Genomic DNA, 15,876 nt, shown 5'->3' with positions numbered 1-15,876 from the left:
ACGCCCATGAAGATAATACCAACGTATAATGGGCGTATTTAATCATAATAAATTTTTTCCCCTTAGCATCGGCTGGTCGAAGTGCACTCATCGGCGTTGGGGGGAATATGAAAAACGTCACTATATCTATGCGCCTATATGCGCTCGTCGCATTGTTTCTGGCAATCCTGACCGCAGCGCTGACATTCAGCCTGTTCGAAACCTTTGGCGAGATGGAACGCGAGCGCAAAGCCGGGCTTGCGGCGATGAACGAAACGGCCGTCGCTATTCTCGATCAATATTATCGCCTGGAACAAAGCGGCAGCTTGACGCGGGAGGCGGCACAGCAGCAGGCCAAGGTCACAATCGCGGCCATGCGGTATGGCAACGGCAGCGGCTATTTCTGGATCAACGATATGCACCCCAAAATGGTGATGCATCCGATCAAGCCGGAAATGAACGGAACCGATCTTACCGCCAACAAGGACCCGAACGGCAAGGCGCTGTTCGTTGAGTTCGTGAATACGGTCAAGGCGGGCGGTCAGGGCTTTGTCGATTATTACTGGCCGAAACCGGGTGCCCCGGAGCCGGTGGAAAAATTCTCCCATGTCTCCGGTTTCGCACCCTGGGGCTGGATCGTGGGTACGGGCGTTTATGTCGACGACCTCGAAGCGGTGTTCTGGAGCGACGCGTATTTCAACATCGGCCTGTGCATCTTGTCCGGCCTTGTCGTCATTGCCGTGGCCGCCGCCGTCGTGCGTGGCGTCACTCGACCGATCGATCTCATCCGGCAGAGCATGAAGCAGATCGCCGACGGCGACGGCACCGCCGAAATCCGCTTCGCCGATCGCCGGAACGAAATCGGCGCGATTGCCAAGACGTTGCTGGTGCTGCGTGACAGCGTCAATGAGCGCAGCGCCCTGCAGGCGCGTGAGGCCGACCAGCAGCGGGCACTGGAGGAAGCGCGTCGGGGCAACGAGATGGTCCTTCGTTCCGCATCCGAGCGGCAGGCCCATGCCATGGAGCGTCTGGGGGAGGCGCTCGAGGCGCTTGCCAATGGGGATCTGACTGTTTCGCTGACAGATATCGGCGACGACTACGAAAAGCTACGCACGGACTTCAATCGGGCCGTGGGTGCGCTCCATGGCGCCATCGAAGCGATTTCCCGGACCGGTCATGTCGTCAATGACAGTGCTGCAGATATCAGCGGCGCGACCGGCAATCTCTCGCGCCGGACCGAACAGCAGGCGGCGGCGCTGGAGGAAACGGCCGCAGCGCTTGACGAGATTACCGCCACGGTGCGCACCGCATCCGAACGGGCCAATGAGGCGCGGCAGATGGTGCAGGACACGAAAAGCAGCGCCGGCCGCTCAGGCGAGATCGTGCGCAACGCGGTCGATGCCATGGGCCGCATCGAGGAATCGTCAAAGCGGATCGGACAGATCATTTCCGTCATCGACGAGATCGCCTTCCAGACCAACCTGCTGGCGCTGAATGCCGGCGTGGAAGCGGCGCGGGCCGGCGAGGCCGGACGTGGTTTCGCCGTGGTGGCGCAGGAGGTGCGCGAACTGGCGCAACGCTCCGCCAATGCCGCCAAGGAGATCAAGACCCTTATCAATCGCTCGGCGGAGGAGGTCGGCGGCGGCGTCGCACTCGTCCGCTCCACGGGCGATGCACTGGAAGAAATCGTGGCGCTCGTAAACCGGGTCGAAGGTCACGTGAATTCCATCGCCACTGCGGCGCGGGAGCAGGCCACCGGCCTCCAGGAGATCAACACCTCCGTTAATCACATGGACCAGATGACACAGCAAAACGCGGCCATGGTGGAAGAAACGACCGCCGCCAGCCAGACGCTCGCCGAGGAAAGCCGCCAGTTGCGCTCGCTTCTGTCGCGCTTCGAACTTGGACATGATGCCGAGCGCGAGGTTTCGCGGGCGGCCTGACTTCAGGCGTCTCGATCTGATGAAGGGCGCGGTTCCGGCTGCGCCCTTTGTTTTGGGCCATCAGAACCAGCCATTCGTTATTTCCCGCAACCAATAAGGTTTCGTTTACCTCATTTCTTTAAAATTTGACCTGTATTGCCGCGGATAGCGGCCGCTGAAGGTACAGGTTCTCGTATGGCGTATGTTTCCCTTCCGCGTCGTCTTGTGACGTTGCTGATGATTTCCACGGTCATGGTGTCGTGTTCGGCGGAGGGCCTCGTGCCACCGGCGGAGGTGGACGGCACCACACGCGTGAGCGCAATCCGTTCGTCGCGGCAACAGGGCTACAGCGCGCCGGCAGGTGCCTTCCGTCAGGTTGAGCGGGCCGGACAGAGCAACGATTATCCCACGGCCATATCGCAGCCGATGCCGGAGCCTTATGCTTCGCAGGATCCGCTGCTGCAAACGCGCCAGGCAGGGCAGGGTTATTCCACCCTCGATGCACAGCATCAGGCACGCATGGCGGCTGGCGGTCATGGCAATCTGCCGGTGCAGGCGACGCAAAGCCAGGAGATACCCCCGCAGCAAATGGCCAGCAGCCAGATTGCCGAGGGCGAAGGCGGCGTGAACATGGATTCCATGCTCGGCGTGGAGCCGGTGCGGGGACTGGCAGAGGAACAGGATGCCGAGATTGCCGAGGGGGCTTCGGCCCAGCCGGTGGTGGACGGCATCGGCACCGACAATCCGGTTGCGGTTTCTCCGGCGCGGCGCCAGTCCGGGCTCATTCCGCCGCCGCCACCCGGATCGTCCTCCCGCCGCCAGCCGGTGGAAGAGGTGGCCATGCTCATGCCGAATGATCCGACCGTTCGCGGCGGACTTCAGAGCGACCGGTCCCTGCCGCCCGGCATCATGCCGTCTTCGGAGGTTGCCTGCCGCGCCGAGCTTCGCCGTATGGGTGTCGCTTTTCGTGACGTCGCCCGTATTGCCGACGGGCCGACCTGCGGCATCGATTACCCGATCGAACTCAGCGGTCTCGCCAGCGGCGTCGCAGTTCGTCCGGCGGTGAAGCTCAATTGCCAGGTTACGCTTGCCTTTGCGAAATGGGTGAAGTTCGAACTCGTACCGTCCTCGCGTTTCCGCTATCTCTCCGGCGTCGGCCGCATAACGCCGATGGGTGGTTATTCCTGCCGCAAGATGAATTCCCGTTCCAGCAATCCGTGGTCGGAACATGCGCGGGGCAACGCCATCGATATCGGCACCATCACGCTGAAGAACGGCAAGGAAATCGATGTCCGTAAGAAGAGTTTCTTCGCTTTCCGCGAAAAGGCACTGCTGAAGGCCGTCAGATCGGATAGCTGCAAATATTTCTCCACCGTTCTCGGGCCGGGCAGTGATCCCAACCACTGGAACCATTTTCACTTCGACCTGCGTACCCGCAAGTCAGGTTACAGGCATTGCGATTAAGTCGCGCCGTTGGAGGTTGGCGGCTGAGTTTGAAAGCGTCTCCTCCGTCATGCTCGGGCCTGTCCCGAGCATCTGCAACGCCGCTATTGGCGATACGTCGGCAGATCCTCGGCACAAGGCCGAGGATGACGTCGAACACGGAGTGTGGCTTGTCATAGGGCTGCCGCCGATGACATAGGCGAAGGATTTTTGGATATGGTCGGAATGACGAAGCTTGAGGATGTTTCGCTGCCGCTAGCTCGATAATCGCTCGCCACATTCCCACAAAAAAAGACCGGCCCGAAGGCCGGTTGAAGAAGACAGCCTTATCGGGGGGGATATCGGCGTCTTTGCAAGGGCATGAAATGGGAAGCGATCCCACAGAACGGTCCATCCGGCGCGGATTTGCGGCAAAAGACGTCGCGCCGTACTGACCTGCGGCCAACATGGCTTGCCGCCCTTTTCTGATACGCTATGAGCGTCACATGTTTGTGACAACGGCCTTCGGGAGGCTGCCTTCATGCCCCCAGTTTCAGAGATAATGATCTTCGCTGCGGCACTTGCTGCTGCGGGTGTGGTTGCAGGCCTTCTGGCCGGCCTGTTCGGTATCGGCGGCGGCGCGGTGCTGGTGCCGGTTTTTTACCAGGTCTTCGGACTTCTGGATGTGCCTGAGGCGGTGCGCATGCATCTTTCGCTCGGAACGTCTCTCGCCATTATCGTGCCGACGTCCATCCGCTCGTTCCTGACGCATCGCCAGAAGGGCGCCGTCGATATCGAGCTTCTGAAAGGCTGGGTCGTTGCCGTGCCGCTTGGCACCGTTCTCGCCTCTATCGTTGCAGCCTATGCCTCGAGTGTGGCGCTGCGCCTGATCTTTGCCTTCATCGCGCTCGCGCTTGCCTTCCGGATGATCTTCAACCGGGCGAGCTGGCATCTCGGTTCCGATCTGCCGCCAAACCCGGCCCGTTTTCTGGTGGGCACCGGCATCGGGCTGTTTTCCGGGCTGATGGGCGTGGGCGGCGGGGTGATGAACAACACCTTCATGACGCTTTACGGGCGCAGCATTCATCAGGCGGTTGCCACCTCTTCCGGTGTCGGCGTGTTGATTTCGCTGCCGGGGCTTGCGGGTTACATCTGGGCCGGCTGGGGCGATGCGGGGCTGCCGCCATTTTCCACCGGCTTCATCAACTGGATCGCCGTGGTGCTCCTGATCCCCATTACTCTTGTCATCGCACCCTATGGTGCACGGCTGGCGCATGCGCTCAGCAAGAAGCAGCTGGAGCGGGCCTTCGGCGTGTTTCTGGTTTTCGTCGCAGCGCAGTTTTTCTATAGCGTCTACGGCTGATTTTCCGCTCCCGCCGAACGCAGTGTTCAGTCCGCCGGGCTGGCATTTGCAACCTCTGCGGTCTATATGGCGTTCATCTTACTCGGTTTTTCGAAAGAATTCGCCATGAATGCCATTGTTTCGATACGGAATCTGACCAAATCCTACGCAAATGGCTTCCAGGCGCTCAAAGGTGTCAGCCTCGATATCCGGGAGGGGGAGATACTCGCTCTTCTCGGCCCCAATGGCGCCGGCAAGACGACACTGATCTCGATCATCTGCGGTCTCGTCAATCCGGGTGACGGTTCGGTGCTGGTTGGTGGGCACGATGTGGTGAAGGATTTTCGCCAGACCCGCGCCCTCATCGGCCTCGTGCCGCAGGAACTGACGACCGACCAGTTCGAGACGGTTTGGAACACCGTCAGCTTTTCGCGCGGACTACACGGACAGAAGAAGAATCCGGAGCTGATCGAAAGCATCCTCAAATCCCTGTCGCTCTGGAACAAGAAGGACAACATGCTGCGGGAGCTTTCCGGCGGCATGAAGCGGCGTGTGCTGATTGCCAAGGCGCTGGCGCACGAGCCGAAGGTCCTGTTTCTCGATGAGCCGACGGCGGGTGTGGATGTGACCCTGCGCCGCGACATGTGGAATGTGGTCTCCGAGCTGCGCGCCAGGGGTGTCACCATCATTCTCACCACGCATTACATCGAGGAGGCGGAAGAAATCGCCGACCGGGTGGGTGTCATCAATGGTGGCCAATTGCTGCTGGTGGAAGAAAAGACGGCATTGATGAAGAAACTCGGCCGCAAGCAGCTTTTTCTTGAGCTTTCCCAGCCGGTGGAGACTTTGCCGGAAAGTCTCGCGCCCTTCGGCCTCACGCTTTCCGAAGATGGCTGCACCATTACCTATGAAATCGAGGATAATGGCGAGCAGGGCCGCATTGCCGATGTCCTGAGCGCGCTTTTCGCCGCCAACATCCATTTCAAGGATATTTCCACGCGGCAGAGTTCGCTCGAAGATATCTTCGTTTCGCTGGTGGGAGGCCAGAAATGAATTTCGAAGCCATCAAGTCCATCTACCTGTTCGAAATGGCGCGCACCCGCCGCACCCTGCTGCAAAGCGTGGTCTCTCCGGTCATTTCCACCTCGCTCTATTTTATCGTGTTCGGCACAGCGATCGGTTCGCGGATTCAGGAGGTTGGTGGGGTTTCCTATGGCGCTTTCATAACGCCCGGCCTCATCATGCTGACGCTTCTGACGCAGTGCATCGGCAACGGCTCCTTCGGCATCTACTTCCCGAAATTCACCGGCACCATCTATGAAATCCTCTCCGCACCGGTGGCGATGACGGAAATCCTTGTCGGCTATGTCGGAGCGGCGGCGACAAAGGGGCTGATGATCGGTACGATCATCCTGATAACCGCGTCGTTCTTCGTGGATATAAGCATCGCCCATCCGTTCATGATGATCCTGTTTTTTGTGCTGACGGCTGTGAGTTTCAGCCTGTTCGGCTTCATCATCGGCATCTGGGCAACGAATTTCGAGCAGTTGAACCTCATTCCCATGCTGGTGGTGCCGCCGCTGACCTTCCTCGGCGGCAGCTTTTATTCCATCGACATGCTGCCACCCTTCTGGCAGACGGTCAGCCACTTCAATCCGGTGCTTTATCTCATCAGCGGCTTCCGCTGGAGTTTCTACGAGATCGCTGACGTCAATCCCGTCATCAGCCTGGCTATGATCACGCTGTTTCTGACGCTATGCCTCGGTGTTGTCGGCTGGATGTTCAAGACAGGGTATCGGCTGCGCAACTGATCCAGAAACGCTTTCCTGAAAATTGGACGCCCGGTCTGCGCCGGGCGTTCTCGTATTCAAAGCACAACGCGAGCGCAGGTCAGGCCACCTGCTTCTGCGCCACTTCCTCGACAACCTCACCCTCGAGATAGGAAACGAGGTCCTTGATCGTCACGACCAGCAGGCCGTGGCGCTCGGCGAAGACCTCGAGCTGGGGCAGGCGGGCCATGGTGCCGTCGTCATTGGCGATTTCGCATATCGTGCCGGAGGGGAACTTCCCGGCGAGACGGCAGAGATCAACGGCAGCTTCGGTATGGCCCGTGCGTCCGAGAACGCCCTGCGGGTTGGCGCGCAGCGGGAAGATATGGCCCGGGCGAGCGAAATCCTCGGGGCGCGAGCCTTCCGATACCAGCGCGCGCACGGTCTTTGCGCGGTCGGCGGCGGAAATGCCCGTCGTGGTGCCGGGAATGTAATCCACCGACACGGTGAAGGCCGTCTTGAGGGATTCGGTATTGCGCGAAACCATCAGCGGAATGTCTAGCGCGTCGAGGCGCTCTCCGGGCATGGCCACGCAGATCAGCCCGCGTGCATGGTTCATCATGAAGGCGATCTGTTGGGGGGTGATGCTGTCGGAGGCGGCGATGATATCGCCTTCGTTTTCGCGGTCTTCGTCGTCAACCACAATCACCATCTCGCCGCGGGAAATGGCGTTAATGGCGTCTTCAATTCTGGCAACTGTCATTCTATTTCAAGCCTTTCAAGGGTTATGCCGTTTTGCGGCATTTTCGCGCTTCGAGAAGCGCCAAATATCCCTTGGGCGAACAATGCAATACGAAGCCCGCTAACGCGCAGGCGTCCCATGCCTTGTCCTCTTCCATCCGGACTATACCGTCGGCTCCGGCCTCTCACCGGATCTGCTGACCTTCCGGCTTTGGAAACCGGAAGCGCTCGCGGGCTCCGGGAAAGTCCCGATACCGCCGGTGGGGAATTGCGCCCCGCCCTGAGAACAGCAACAACTTAAATTATCAAATGCGAGGGAATCAAGGGGCAATGGCCCGCCGCAGCCCTTGCGCGTGAAAAGAATATCCCGATTGCAGACGCGACGAGGAATTTCCTTTCCGGTACCAAGACGTGAGAAAACTCCCCGAAATGAATCTCGAGGCGGCAGTGCTCACCGATCCCGCAACCGCAATTCGTCGGTCTGCATCTGCAGCGAACCAAGCGTTGACAAAAAGCTCATGCCAAGCAGGCTCTGGCCCAATTGGCCATCCTGGGCGACGAGGGCGGGGATGTTGCGTCGTACGATCGGGCCAATGCTGATTTCCGACAGCGTGACGGGTGCTGCTGCCGTGCGGCCATTGGCGGTCATTACCGGTACGGTATAGCGAAGATTTGTGGTGTCGATGCCGATTGCGGTCGCATCCGCATTTGCGAGCACCACGGAGCTGGCGCCTGTATCGACCAGCATGTGGACTGTCCTGCCCTCAATCCCGACATTCGCTTCGAAGTGGCCGCTCATGGATTTGTGCAGCACGATTTCCTGCTCGCCTGCCGATGTCGTCACCACGACGGCGCGGCCGGGCATCAGACCGCCGAGCAGCCGGTCGCCGAAGGATTGCAGGTCGTAGCGATAGAGATAGAGCGAGACGAGGCCGAGGATGATGACGAGCCAGACGGCGAGCTGCCGGATGACGGTGCCGAAGTTGCCGCGTCTTCCCGCCAGAATGCCGGCCGACAGCAGCCCTGCGATGGGCAGAAGATAAAGGACCTGGGCAAACTGATCATTATCGATGCCGAGCGTTCGGCCACCATTGTGATTAACGACGAGCAGGCCAAGGCCGACGGCCAGCAGAAGGAGAACGATGGTCAGTCTGTTCATGCGGTATGTGTCTCCTTGGCGGACTCGGACAGATTTGCCAATCTTTGCGGCAGCGCGCGCATGATCAAGCGGCGCGTCTCGTCGCTATAACCCGTCCAGCCGCCGATTTCATCCAGCGTGCGGCCGCAGCCGATGCAGAGAGTGTGGGTCGTGTCGAGGCGACAGATCTGGACGCAGGGTGTTTCCATGGTGATCTATATCAGGCCCTCATGCCGCAAGGGCAAGTGCGACGAGAATCACGATCTCCGTGATCTGCTGGCAAGCCCCAATGGTATCCCCGGTATGGCCGCCGATCTTCCTCTCGCACAGCCTGCCGAACAGCATGGCCGCGATGACCGCCACCGCCAGCACAAGCGCGATCTCAAACAGTGGCAGCGCGTGCAGCGTGAACAATATGAAGAGAAGAAGCCCGGCGGCCAGCGCGATGTTGCGCTCGCTTTCTACGGGCTGGCCGGCATTGACGGCGATGCCGGAGGTCTTGGCGGCGGGCAGGGACTGCCAGTGCCACACCATCAGCGCGCGGCTCGTGACAAGCGCTGCAATCAGACAGGCGGCAGCGGTTTTGCCCGGCAGGGTTATGATCAGCGAGGCGAGTGCAGTGGCGCGGAGCGCGAAGGAAAGAACCATGGCAATGGTGCCATAACTGCCGATACGGCTGTCCTTCATGATTTCAAGCATACGCGCCTTGTCCCTGCCGCTGCCGAAGCCATCGGCCGTGTCGGCAAGCCCGTCCTCATGCAGCGCGCCTGTCATGAGCGCCGTCAGGCCGATGGCGAGCCACCCGGTGAGCTGCGGAGAGGCATCGAAGCGCGCAAACACGACAACCAGGAAAGCGGCGGGCAGGGCGATCAGCAGTCCCGCGGCGGGGAAGGCACGGGCGGCCCGGCCCATCGACACGCCCGAGTCGCCTTCGAAGAATCGCGAAGGGACGGGCAGGCGGCTCAGAAAGGCGAGGGAATGCATGACATCTGTTATAAAATCCCGGGCCTTCATGCTCTCTCCGTTGCAGTCGCTGCATTTCCGGTTGTTCCGCGGCGCATCCGCTATTATGAGAGGCGCAACAAAGACCGATTTGCCGGAAAACACAAGTTTCCGGACGCATGAGCCGATGCGAAAGCCAAACCGGCTATGAGAGAGACTGATATCATGAGCATGAGCGGATTGCCCTTCGATGATTTCCGCGCGCTGCTGCGCGAGCTTCCCGGCCCGGACACGCACGCGCTTGTTGCGGCGAAGGAGCGCAATGCGCAGCTGACGAAACCTGCCGGTTCGCTCGGCCGTCTCGAAGAAATCGCCATGTGGCTTGCCGCCTGGTCCGGCCGTTCGCCTGCCGTCAACCGTCCGCTGGTGGCAATCTTCGCCGGCAATCACGGCGTGACCCGCCACGGCATCACGCCCTATCCGACGTCTGTGACCCAGCAGATGGTGGAAAATTTTGCCGCCGGTGGCGCGGCGATCAACCAGATCTGCGTGGCCAATGATCTCGGCCTGAAGATTTTCGATCTGGCGCTGGATTACCCGACCGGCGATATCACCTGTGAACCGGCGCTTTCGGAGCGTGACTGCGCCGCCACCATGGCCTTCGGCATGGAGGCGATTGCCGGCGGCACCGATCTTCTCTGCGTCGGTGAAATGGGCATCGGCAATACCACGATAGCGGCTGCGATCAATCTTGCGCTTTATGGCGGTACGGCGGAAGAATGGACCGGTCCGGGCACCGGTTCGGAAGGTGACGTCATGGCCCGCAAGATTGCCGCGGTTAAGGCGGCGGTAGAGTTCCACAAGGACCACCTGTCCGATCCGCTGGAAATCATGCGTCGTCTCGGCGGACGCGAAATCGCGGCGATTGCAGGTGCCATTCTTGCTGCGCGCGTGCAGCGCATTCCCGTGCTGATAGATGGTTATGTGGCAACGGCCGCCGCGGCGTTGCTGAAGGCTGCCAATTCCTCTGCGCTCGATCATTGCCTTATCGGCCATGTCTCGGGTGAGCCGGGCCATCTGGCAGCCATCGAAAAGCTTGGCAAGACACCGCTTCTGGCGCTTGGAATGCGTCTTGGCGAAGGCACCGGTGCGGCCCTTGCCGCCGGCATCGTCAAGGCCGCCGCCGCCTGCCATTCCGGCATGGCCACGTTTGAGGCAGCAGGTGTCGACACACGCATCACCGCGCCCACCAATCATTGAGGCTGAAGATGGACGCGACGCCGCACATGCCACCGCCAGAACCGGTCTTTCGTAAAGAAAAGGGCTGGCGGCATCTGTTCGCTGCCGCGCGCTATTCCCTGCAGGGGCTCGGTCGGCTTTGGCAGGAAGCTGCCTTTCGTCACGAAGTTCTTGCCTTCTGCGTCGGGCTTGGCCTGCTTCTGGTCGTGGGCGCGCCGTTTGCGCATCTTCTCGTTTTCACGGTGTTGATGCTGCTTTTATTCTCGGTGGAAGCGCTCAATACCGCCATCGAGGAACTGGTGGACCGCATTTCGCCGGAAATTTCCTCCGTGGGCCGGCACGCCAAGGATCTCGGCTCCTTTGCCGTCTTCTGCCTGCTGATGGCGAACGGATTTTTCGTGCTGTATTCGCTGGTGACGACGCTGTTCTTCTGAGGTTGCCAGCTTCAAGGCATTTCCAGGTGGAAAGCCGGGCGACGCCTTCCTGTGGGCGCCTTAAGCGAAGGACCGTCGGCGTGGCTGGATGGCATGGGTTTCTTCGACCGCCGGCAGGCTCTGGAGCACGCGTTTCGCGGGCAGGATGGCGATGCCTTCCGTGCCCTCACGCAGTTTGGATTTCAGAATGAACTGGCCGTCATGCTTGGCGAGGATGGCCTGAACGATGGGCAGGCCAAGGCCTGTTCCCTGCTCGGCGCTCTTGATCGCGATTGATCCCTGACCGAAGGCTGACAGCACCACCGGAATTTCCTCCTCTGGAATGCCTGGGCCATTGTCCCTGATCGACACATATTGGCCGCCGCCGGCCGTCCAGCCCGCCTTTACGAGAATTTCTCCACCCTGCGGGGTGAACTTGACGGCGTTGGACAGCAGGTTGAGGACTACCTGGCGGATCGATTTTTCGTCCGCCCAGACCTGCGGCAGGCTGTTTTCAAACTGCTGGGAGATCCTGATGTTCTTGGCGCGGGCGCGAAGCTGGATCATGCCGATGCAATCTTCGGCGATTTCCAGCATCGAGATCGCTTCTTCGTTCAGGTCATAACGGCCCGCCTCGATGCGCGACAGGTCGAGGATTTCGTTGATGAGATCGAGCAGATGCTGGCCGGAGCGGTGGATATCGCCGGAATATTCCTTGTAGAGCGGATTGTTGAGCGGCCCCAGCACCTCCGAAGACATGACCTCGGAGAAGCCGAGAATGGCGTTGAGGGGCGTGCGCAGCTCGTGCGACATGGAGGCGAGAAAGCGCGACTTGGCCAGATTGGCCTCTTCCGCGCGTCGCCGCGCCTCGTCGGAAACCGAATTGGCGACTTCGAGCTCGGCGATCAGGTCGTCCTTTTCCGTCTGCGAGGAGAGGAGCTTGATGCTGGTCTGGTAAAGCCGGCTGGTGATGCGGTGGCAGAACAGGATCGCCATGCCGAACATCAGCGCAAGACCGACATCGAATGGATCGCGCGAGAAGACAGAGGTGACGCACAGAGCCGCCAGCACCGGCAGGAAAGTCATGAAGGTTGCCCGCCGCAGCATGAAATTGGCCGTGGCGGTAAGCGAGAGCGCGATCAGCAGCGTCGAGCCCTTGAAGAAAAGCACGAGCGTCGGGTCATTACGCGTTGGCTCCGCCAGCGCGAACATCGCCCAGATGCACCCGATGACGATCTGCATTCCGAGAAAAAGATTTTTCCAGTGCAGGAGGTTTTCGGCGGTGATTTCCTGTTTTGCAGCCCGTTTGGCGAGCATCAGCGAAATGGCGTGGAAACTCAATGCAGCCAGCGACCAGATGATGAGGCTGATATCGCGGGTTATGTAAACGCCGATGATGGAGGCAAGCACGATGAAAAGCGGCATGATCATCGCGCCCTGCAGGGTCTCGGCGATGTGCATGGTCAGCATCTCGCGTTCATAGGCGTCGCTTGCGCCTGCACCTTGCTGCAAGCGTTCACGCGTCGTCTTCACCGCGTCGAAAACCGCCTTGTTGCGATGTTTTTTCGAGCGGTCGACGATGATCTTGTCGGTGGACGTGCTGACGCTTTTACTCATTGTTACAACGCAGGGTGACATGAACCCTTGCAGACTACGCCCAAAATCTTAAGAAGATGCTGCCGTGAAAGGATTTGTTTGCCATCTCTGACAAGGGTTTGTTGTTACATGAGACGAAATGGAGGCAGGCGCGGGGGTTTTTCCGCAGTCCGCGACGGCGGCCTGTTCCTTGCTACGGTTTTTCTAGGGGTTCTGATTGCAGCCAAGCTCGATCATATCAACAGCGAAACCTATGGCGGCCGCTTCTTCGTGATTGATGGCGACACGCTCTCCAAGGGCAAGGAACGTTTCCGGCTGCTCGGCATCGATGCGCCGGAGCTTGCGCAGACATGTCTGCGCGGGGGCGAAAGCTGGCCATGTGGCGAGGAGGCGCGCCGTGTTCTGCAACGGCTGGCCGCGCCAGCGGATTTCTCCTGCTCCGGCAGTTCCAGAGATCGATACGGGCGACTGCTCGTCTATTGTTCCGCCGGCGGCAGGGATGTGTCGTCGGACATGGTGTCGGCCGGTTTTGCCGTCGCGTCGGGATATTTCCAGTTTTCGAGCGAGCAGGAAGCCGCGCGCAGGCAGGCGCTCGGCATCTGGGCGGGAGAATTCGAAAAGCCCTCGCAGTGGCGGAGGGATCACCGTGCCGCGGATATGGAAACGCCGGCGGCGGGTTTCCTCACCATCGTCCGCCATCTTCTGGGGTGGGATCATGGCTGAAGGGGAGAGGGTTGGGCCAGTGCATGATGATGGGCTGGACGGGCTGCGCGATGAGATTGCCCGCTGTCGTCTCTGTCGCGACATGCCGCTCAAGGGAATGGCTGACCGCCTGCCGCATGAACCCCGGCCCGTGGTCGTCATGTCGGCAAGAGCACGCATTCTGATTGCCGGGCAGGCGCCAGGGCTGCGCGTGCATGAAACGGGCCTGCCATTCAACGATGCTTCCGGCGACAGGCTGCGCCAGTGGCTGAATGTCGACCGGGAGACATTTTACGATCCGGATCGTTTCGCCATCGTTCCCATAGGGTTCTGTTTTCCCGGTTATGATGACAAGGGAAGCGACCTGCCGCCACGGCGGGAATGTGCGCCGCACTGGCGCACGCGGGTCATGGCGGCGATGCCGCAGGTGGAACTGATCCTCGCGATCGGCCAATATGCGCAGGCTTTTCACCTGGGTGAAAGACGATGCAAAACCATGACCGAAACGGTGCAAAACTGGCGCAGCTATCTTCACGCCAATTCCGGCCCCGGCGTTCTTCCTTTGCCGCATCCGAGCTGGCGCAACACGGGGTGGCTGAAAAAGAACCCGTGGTTTACGGAGGAACTGTTGCCGGTTCTGCGACAACATGTGGAAATGCGGCTTTGGTGAAACAATTTTCTGTTTTTCCGCAAAAATTAGTGTATTGAAAGGAAATTAATTCAGGAGGGTAGACGCATTGGATCGCCTAGACCGTAAGATTTTGCGCATTCTGCAAGAGGATTCCACGCTGGCTGTTGCCGATCTGGCGAAGAAGGTCGGCCTTTCCACGACGCCCTGTTGGCGGCGTATCCAGAAGATGGAAGAAGACGGCGTCATCCGCCGGCGCGTGGCCCTGCTCGATCCGGTCAAGGTCAATACCAAGGTCACGGTTTTCGTCTCCATCCGCACCGCCTCCCATTCCATCGAATGGCTGAAGCGCTTCTCCGAAGTGGTTTCCGAATTCCCGGAGGTTGTCGAATTCTACCGTATGAGCGGTGATGTCGACTATCTGCTGCGCGTCGTCGTGCCCGATATCGCCGCCTATGATGCTTTCTACAAGCGGATGATCGCCAAGATCGAAATCCGCGACGTCTCCTCCGCCTTTGCGATGGAGCAGATCAAATATACGACGGAACTGCCGCTCGATTACATGCTGCTGGATAATCCTAAATCCGGCGAAGAGTGATCCGTCGCCGGTCAGTTTTTGATCAACGCCCTTTCCGGCCGCCGGGGAGGGCGTTTTAATTCGTGGGTGGTTTTTTGGGCGTCGGTCGGGCCTGCCAGGGCTGATACTGTCGGAAGGTCCGTCCGGTAGCTGCCGCAGAGGCACGACAATTCTATTTCGCCGGTAACGGCAAATTCGCACATTCAATTCTCTCAGCGCCCTCTGCGCGCAAACCAGGATTTTGATAAAATCGCTCGAATATCTACGCTTTTACTGTCGAAGAATGGAATAGCGAGGGATATCCATATGCTGACACGACGCGGAACATTGGGACTGATTGCAGGTGCGACCGGGGCGGTGTTTCTGCCGCATATCCGGCGCGCGAGCGCCGCAACCACGGCGTTGCGGATTGGCTGGCAGAAGAATGGCGTGATAGCGCTCGCGAAGAGCCAGGGCGCGCTCGAAGCGCTGCTGAAGGATCGCGGCATCGAGGTCAAGTGGTCTGAATTTTCCTCCGGGCCGCCGCTTCTTGAAGCGCTGGGTGCCGGTGCGCTGGATATAGGCCCGACCGGCGATGTGCCGCCGCTTTTCGCGCAAGCCGCCGGCGGCAATCTGCGTTATGTCGGCACCTACAAGGCGGCGGCAGGCGGATCGGCGATCCTCGTGCAGAAGGATTCGCCGCTGAAGACGCTCCAAGACCTGAAGGGCAAAAAGGTCGCCTTCAAGCGCGGCTCCAGCGCCCATAATGTCACCGTCAAGGCGTTGCGAAAGGCGGGGCTGACCTTGGCCGACATCACGCCCGTCGATCTTGCCCCGCCGGATGCGGCGGCCGCCTTCCGAAGCGGCAGCATCGATGCCTGGTCGATCTGGGATCCTTATTTCGCCGTGGCGGAGAAAGAGCCGACGACGAGGGTTCTCTCGACAGCCGAAGGCATCGTCGATCCGTGGAGCTACTTCCTCGCCAATGGCGATTTTGTTGAAAGTAATCCCGATCTCGTGCCGCTGATCCTGAAGGAACTGGCGAATGTGGGTGCGAAAGCGCAGACCAACATCGACGCGACAGCCAAGTCGCTGTCGGCCATCACCGGTGTCCCCGAGGATGTCACGAAGGTTTCGCTGACGCGCCCCGGTGCCGACCTCGGACGGGTCTCGCTGGTTCCGGATGAAGCCATCGCCTATCAACAGGCGCTTGCGGACGAGTTCTACGATCTGAAGATCGTGCCGAAGAAGCTCAAGGTGGCGGATATCGTCTGGCGTCCCAAGGCGAGTTGATGGGCGGAAAGTGGAGTCTCTTCAACCGGCTGGCGGATGTTGCTCAGAGGTTGATTCAGGCCGTTGTTGTTAAATGTGAGGCGATTGGATGCCGCTTGTTTCTTCTCCCCGTGGGGGAGAAGTCCGCGGCAGCGGGATGAGGGGCGAGGGTAGAGATAGACTGAGAGCCAGCCCCTATCCGACCTTCGGCCACC

16 protein-coding genes and 1 riboswitch are annotated in these 15,876 nt (G+C 60.0%); of the genes, 11 read left to right on the top strand and 5 right to left on the bottom strand.

The annotated features are described in order from the left end of the window. The first annotated feature begins 107 nt into the window (after window positions 1-107). The 5 genes from AGR2A_RS11890 to AGR2A_RS11865 all read left to right on the top strand — a co-directional run bounded on the left by AGR2A_RS11890 (window position 108) and on the right by AGR2A_RS11865 (window position 6,476). Window positions 108-1,922, top strand: a complete 1,815-nt coding sequence (locus AGR2A_RS11890; protein WP_072494599.1) for a methyl-accepting chemotaxis protein — start codon at window positions 108-110, stop codon at window positions 1,920-1,922. A 174-nt stretch (window positions 1,923-2,096) separates the two neighbouring features. Next, a complete protein-coding gene (locus tag AGR2A_RS11885; protein WP_072494598.1) occupies window positions 2,097-3,365 on the top strand; it encodes an extensin-like domain-containing protein in 1,269 nt (422 codons plus the stop codon). 499 nt (window positions 3,366-3,864) lie between these two features. Next, on the top strand, window positions 3,865-4,686 hold the full coding sequence (locus tag AGR2A_RS11875; protein WP_072494597.1) for a sulfite exporter TauE/SafE family protein: 822 nt from the start codon (window positions 3,865-3,867) through the stop codon (window positions 4,684-4,686). A 105-nt stretch (window positions 4,687-4,791) separates the two neighbouring features. Then, window positions 4,792-5,718: an ABC transporter ATP-binding protein gene (locus AGR2A_RS11870; protein WP_072494939.1), complete on the top strand. Its 927-nt coding sequence runs from the start codon at window positions 4,792-4,794 to the stop codon at window positions 5,716-5,718. Beyond that, window positions 5,715-6,476: an ABC transporter permease gene (locus AGR2A_RS11865; protein WP_072494596.1), complete on the top strand. Its 762-nt coding sequence runs from the start codon at window positions 5,715-5,717 to the stop codon at window positions 6,474-6,476. Before AGR2A_RS11870 ends, AGR2A_RS11865 begins: the two co-directional genes overlap by 4 nt. 79 nt (window positions 6,477-6,555) lie before the next feature. Here the strand turns inward: AGR2A_RS11865 and ribB are convergent, their stop codons facing one another. From ribB to AGR2A_RS11845, 4 genes are all read right to left on the bottom strand, one after another. Next, a complete protein-coding gene (ribB, locus tag AGR2A_RS11860) occupies window positions 6,556-7,197 on the bottom strand; it encodes a 3,4-dihydroxy-2-butanone-4-phosphate synthase (protein WP_004442547.1) in 642 nt (213 codons plus the stop codon). Between the two features lie 120 nt (window positions 7,198-7,317). After that, a riboswitch (FMN riboswitch) is annotated at window positions 7,318-7,467 on the bottom strand. A 159-nt stretch (window positions 7,468-7,626) separates the two neighbouring features. Next, window positions 7,627-8,334, bottom strand: coding sequence for a TIGR02281 family clan AA aspartic protease (locus tag AGR2A_RS11855; protein WP_072494595.1), 708 nt, complete (start codon window positions 8,332-8,334; stop codon window positions 7,627-7,629). Next, window positions 8,331-8,522, bottom strand: coding sequence for a DUF1289 domain-containing protein (locus AGR2A_RS11850; protein ID WP_006697635.1), 192 nt, complete (start codon window positions 8,520-8,522; stop codon window positions 8,331-8,333). Before AGR2A_RS11850 ends, AGR2A_RS11855 begins: the two co-directional genes overlap by 4 nt. Window positions 8,523-8,541: 19 nt before the next feature. Next, window positions 8,542-9,327, bottom strand: coding sequence for an adenosylcobinamide-GDP ribazoletransferase (locus AGR2A_RS11845; protein WP_072494594.1), 786 nt, complete (start codon window positions 9,325-9,327; stop codon window positions 8,542-8,544). A 153-nt stretch (window positions 9,328-9,480) separates the two neighbouring features. Here AGR2A_RS11845 and cobT point away from each other — a divergent pair, with 153 nt between their 5' ends. Together cobT and AGR2A_RS11835 are read left to right on the top strand one after the other, a co-directional pair. After that, window positions 9,481-10,515 carry a nicotinate-nucleotide--dimethylbenzimidazole phosphoribosyltransferase gene (cobT, locus tag AGR2A_RS11840; RefSeq protein ID WP_004442543.1) on the top strand — a complete coding sequence of 345 codons (1,035 nt, stop codon included), beginning with the start codon at window positions 9,481-9,483 and terminating at the stop codon, window positions 10,513-10,515. Between the two features lie 8 nt (window positions 10,516-10,523). Further along, the gene (locus tag AGR2A_RS11835) at window positions 10,524-10,928 is read left to right on the top strand and encodes a diacylglycerol kinase (RefSeq protein WP_004442540.1); all 405 of its coding nucleotides are present in this window, start codon (window positions 10,524-10,526) and stop codon (window positions 10,926-10,928) included. A gap of 60 nt (window positions 10,929-10,988) precedes the next feature. Here AGR2A_RS11835 and pdhS2 read toward each other — a convergent pair whose 3' ends face one another. Further along, a complete protein-coding gene (gene pdhS2 / locus AGR2A_RS11830) occupies window positions 10,989-12,524 on the bottom strand; it encodes a two-component system sensor histidine kinase PdhS2 (protein ID WP_035211364.1) in 1,536 nt (511 codons plus the stop codon). A 108-nt stretch (window positions 12,525-12,632) separates the two neighbouring features. On the opposite strand from pdhS2, the gene AGR2A_RS11825 reads away from it, so the two are divergent. The 4 genes from AGR2A_RS11825 (at window position 12,633) to AGR2A_RS11810 (ending at window position 15,682) form a co-directional block, all read left to right on the top strand. Continuing rightward, entirely contained in the window at window positions 12,633-13,226 is a 594-nt protein-coding gene (locus AGR2A_RS11825; RefSeq protein WP_072494593.1) for a thermonuclease family protein, read from the top strand. Then, window positions 13,219-13,875, top strand: coding sequence for a uracil-DNA glycosylase family protein (locus AGR2A_RS11820; protein WP_072494592.1), 657 nt, complete (start codon window positions 13,219-13,221; stop codon window positions 13,873-13,875). Before AGR2A_RS11825 ends, AGR2A_RS11820 begins: the two co-directional genes overlap by 8 nt. 67 nt (window positions 13,876-13,942) lie before the next feature. After that, window positions 13,943-14,431, top strand: a complete 489-nt coding sequence (locus AGR2A_RS11815) for an Lrp/AsnC family transcriptional regulator (protein WP_003507846.1) — start codon at window positions 13,943-13,945, stop codon at window positions 14,429-14,431. Between the two features lie 285 nt (window positions 14,432-14,716). Further along, on the top strand, window positions 14,717-15,682 hold the full coding sequence (locus AGR2A_RS11810; protein WP_072494591.1) for an aliphatic sulfonate ABC transporter substrate-binding protein: 966 nt from the start codon (window positions 14,717-14,719) through the stop codon (window positions 15,680-15,682). Window positions 15,683-15,876 lie beyond the last annotated feature (194 nt).

This window comes from Agrobacterium genomosp. 2 str. CFBP 5494 (assembly GCF_900013495.1).
GTDB classification, from domain to species: Bacteria; Pseudomonadota; Alphaproteobacteria; order Rhizobiales; family Rhizobiaceae; genus Agrobacterium; species Agrobacterium pusense.
This window is presented reverse-complemented; position numbering and strand designations above follow the sequence as displayed.

What these genes read in the sequence shown, in the direction of transcription:
- AGR2A_RS11865 (WP_072494596.1), top strand. Translation starts at nt 5,715, where the DNA reads ATGAATTTCGAAGCCATCAAGTCCATCTACCTGTTCGAAATGGCGCGC.
- cobT (WP_004442543.1), top strand. Translation starts at nt 9,481, where the DNA reads ATGAGCATGAGCGGATTGCCCTTCGATGATTTCCGCGCGCTGCTGCGC.
- AGR2A_RS11875 (WP_072494597.1), top strand. Translation starts at nt 3,865, where the DNA reads ATGCCCCCAGTTTCAGAGATAATGATCTTCGCTGCGGCACTTGCTGCT.
- AGR2A_RS11825 (WP_072494593.1), top strand. Translation starts at nt 12,633, where the DNA reads ATGAGACGAAATGGAGGCAGGCGCGGGGGTTTTTCCGCAGTCCGCGAC.
- ribB (WP_004442547.1), bottom strand. Translation starts at nt 7,197, where the DNA reads ATGACAGTTGCCAGAATTGAAGACGCCATTAACGCCATTTCCCGCGGC.
- AGR2A_RS11820 (WP_072494592.1), top strand. Translation starts at nt 13,219, where the DNA reads ATGGCTGAAGGGGAGAGGGTTGGGCCAGTGCATGATGATGGGCTGGAC.
- AGR2A_RS11850 (WP_006697635.1), bottom strand. Translation starts at nt 8,522, where the DNA reads ATGGAAACACCCTGCGTCCAGATCTGTCGCCTCGACACGACCCACACT.
- AGR2A_RS11890 (WP_072494599.1), top strand. Translation starts at nt 108, where the DNA reads ATGAAAAACGTCACTATATCTATGCGCCTATATGCGCTCGTCGCATTG.
- AGR2A_RS11885 (WP_072494598.1), top strand. Translation starts at nt 2,097, where the DNA reads ATGGCGTATGTTTCCCTTCCGCGTCGTCTTGTGACGTTGCTGATGATT.
- AGR2A_RS11870 (WP_072494939.1), top strand. Translation starts at nt 4,792, where the DNA reads ATGAATGCCATTGTTTCGATACGGAATCTGACCAAATCCTACGCAAAT.
- pdhS2 (WP_035211364.1), bottom strand. Translation starts at nt 12,524, where the DNA reads ATGAGTAAAAGCGTCAGCACGTCCACCGACAAGATCATCGTCGACCGC.
- AGR2A_RS11810 (WP_072494591.1), top strand. Translation starts at nt 14,717, where the DNA reads ATGCTGACACGACGCGGAACATTGGGACTGATTGCAGGTGCGACCGGG.
- AGR2A_RS11855 (WP_072494595.1), bottom strand. Translation starts at nt 8,334, where the DNA reads ATGAACAGACTGACCATCGTTCTCCTTCTGCTGGCCGTCGGCCTTGGC.
- AGR2A_RS11835 (WP_004442540.1), top strand. Translation starts at nt 10,524, where the DNA reads ATGGACGCGACGCCGCACATGCCACCGCCAGAACCGGTCTTTCGTAAA.
- AGR2A_RS11845 (WP_072494594.1), bottom strand. Translation starts at nt 9,327, where the DNA reads ATGAAGGCCCGGGATTTTATAACAGATGTCATGCATTCCCTCGCCTTT.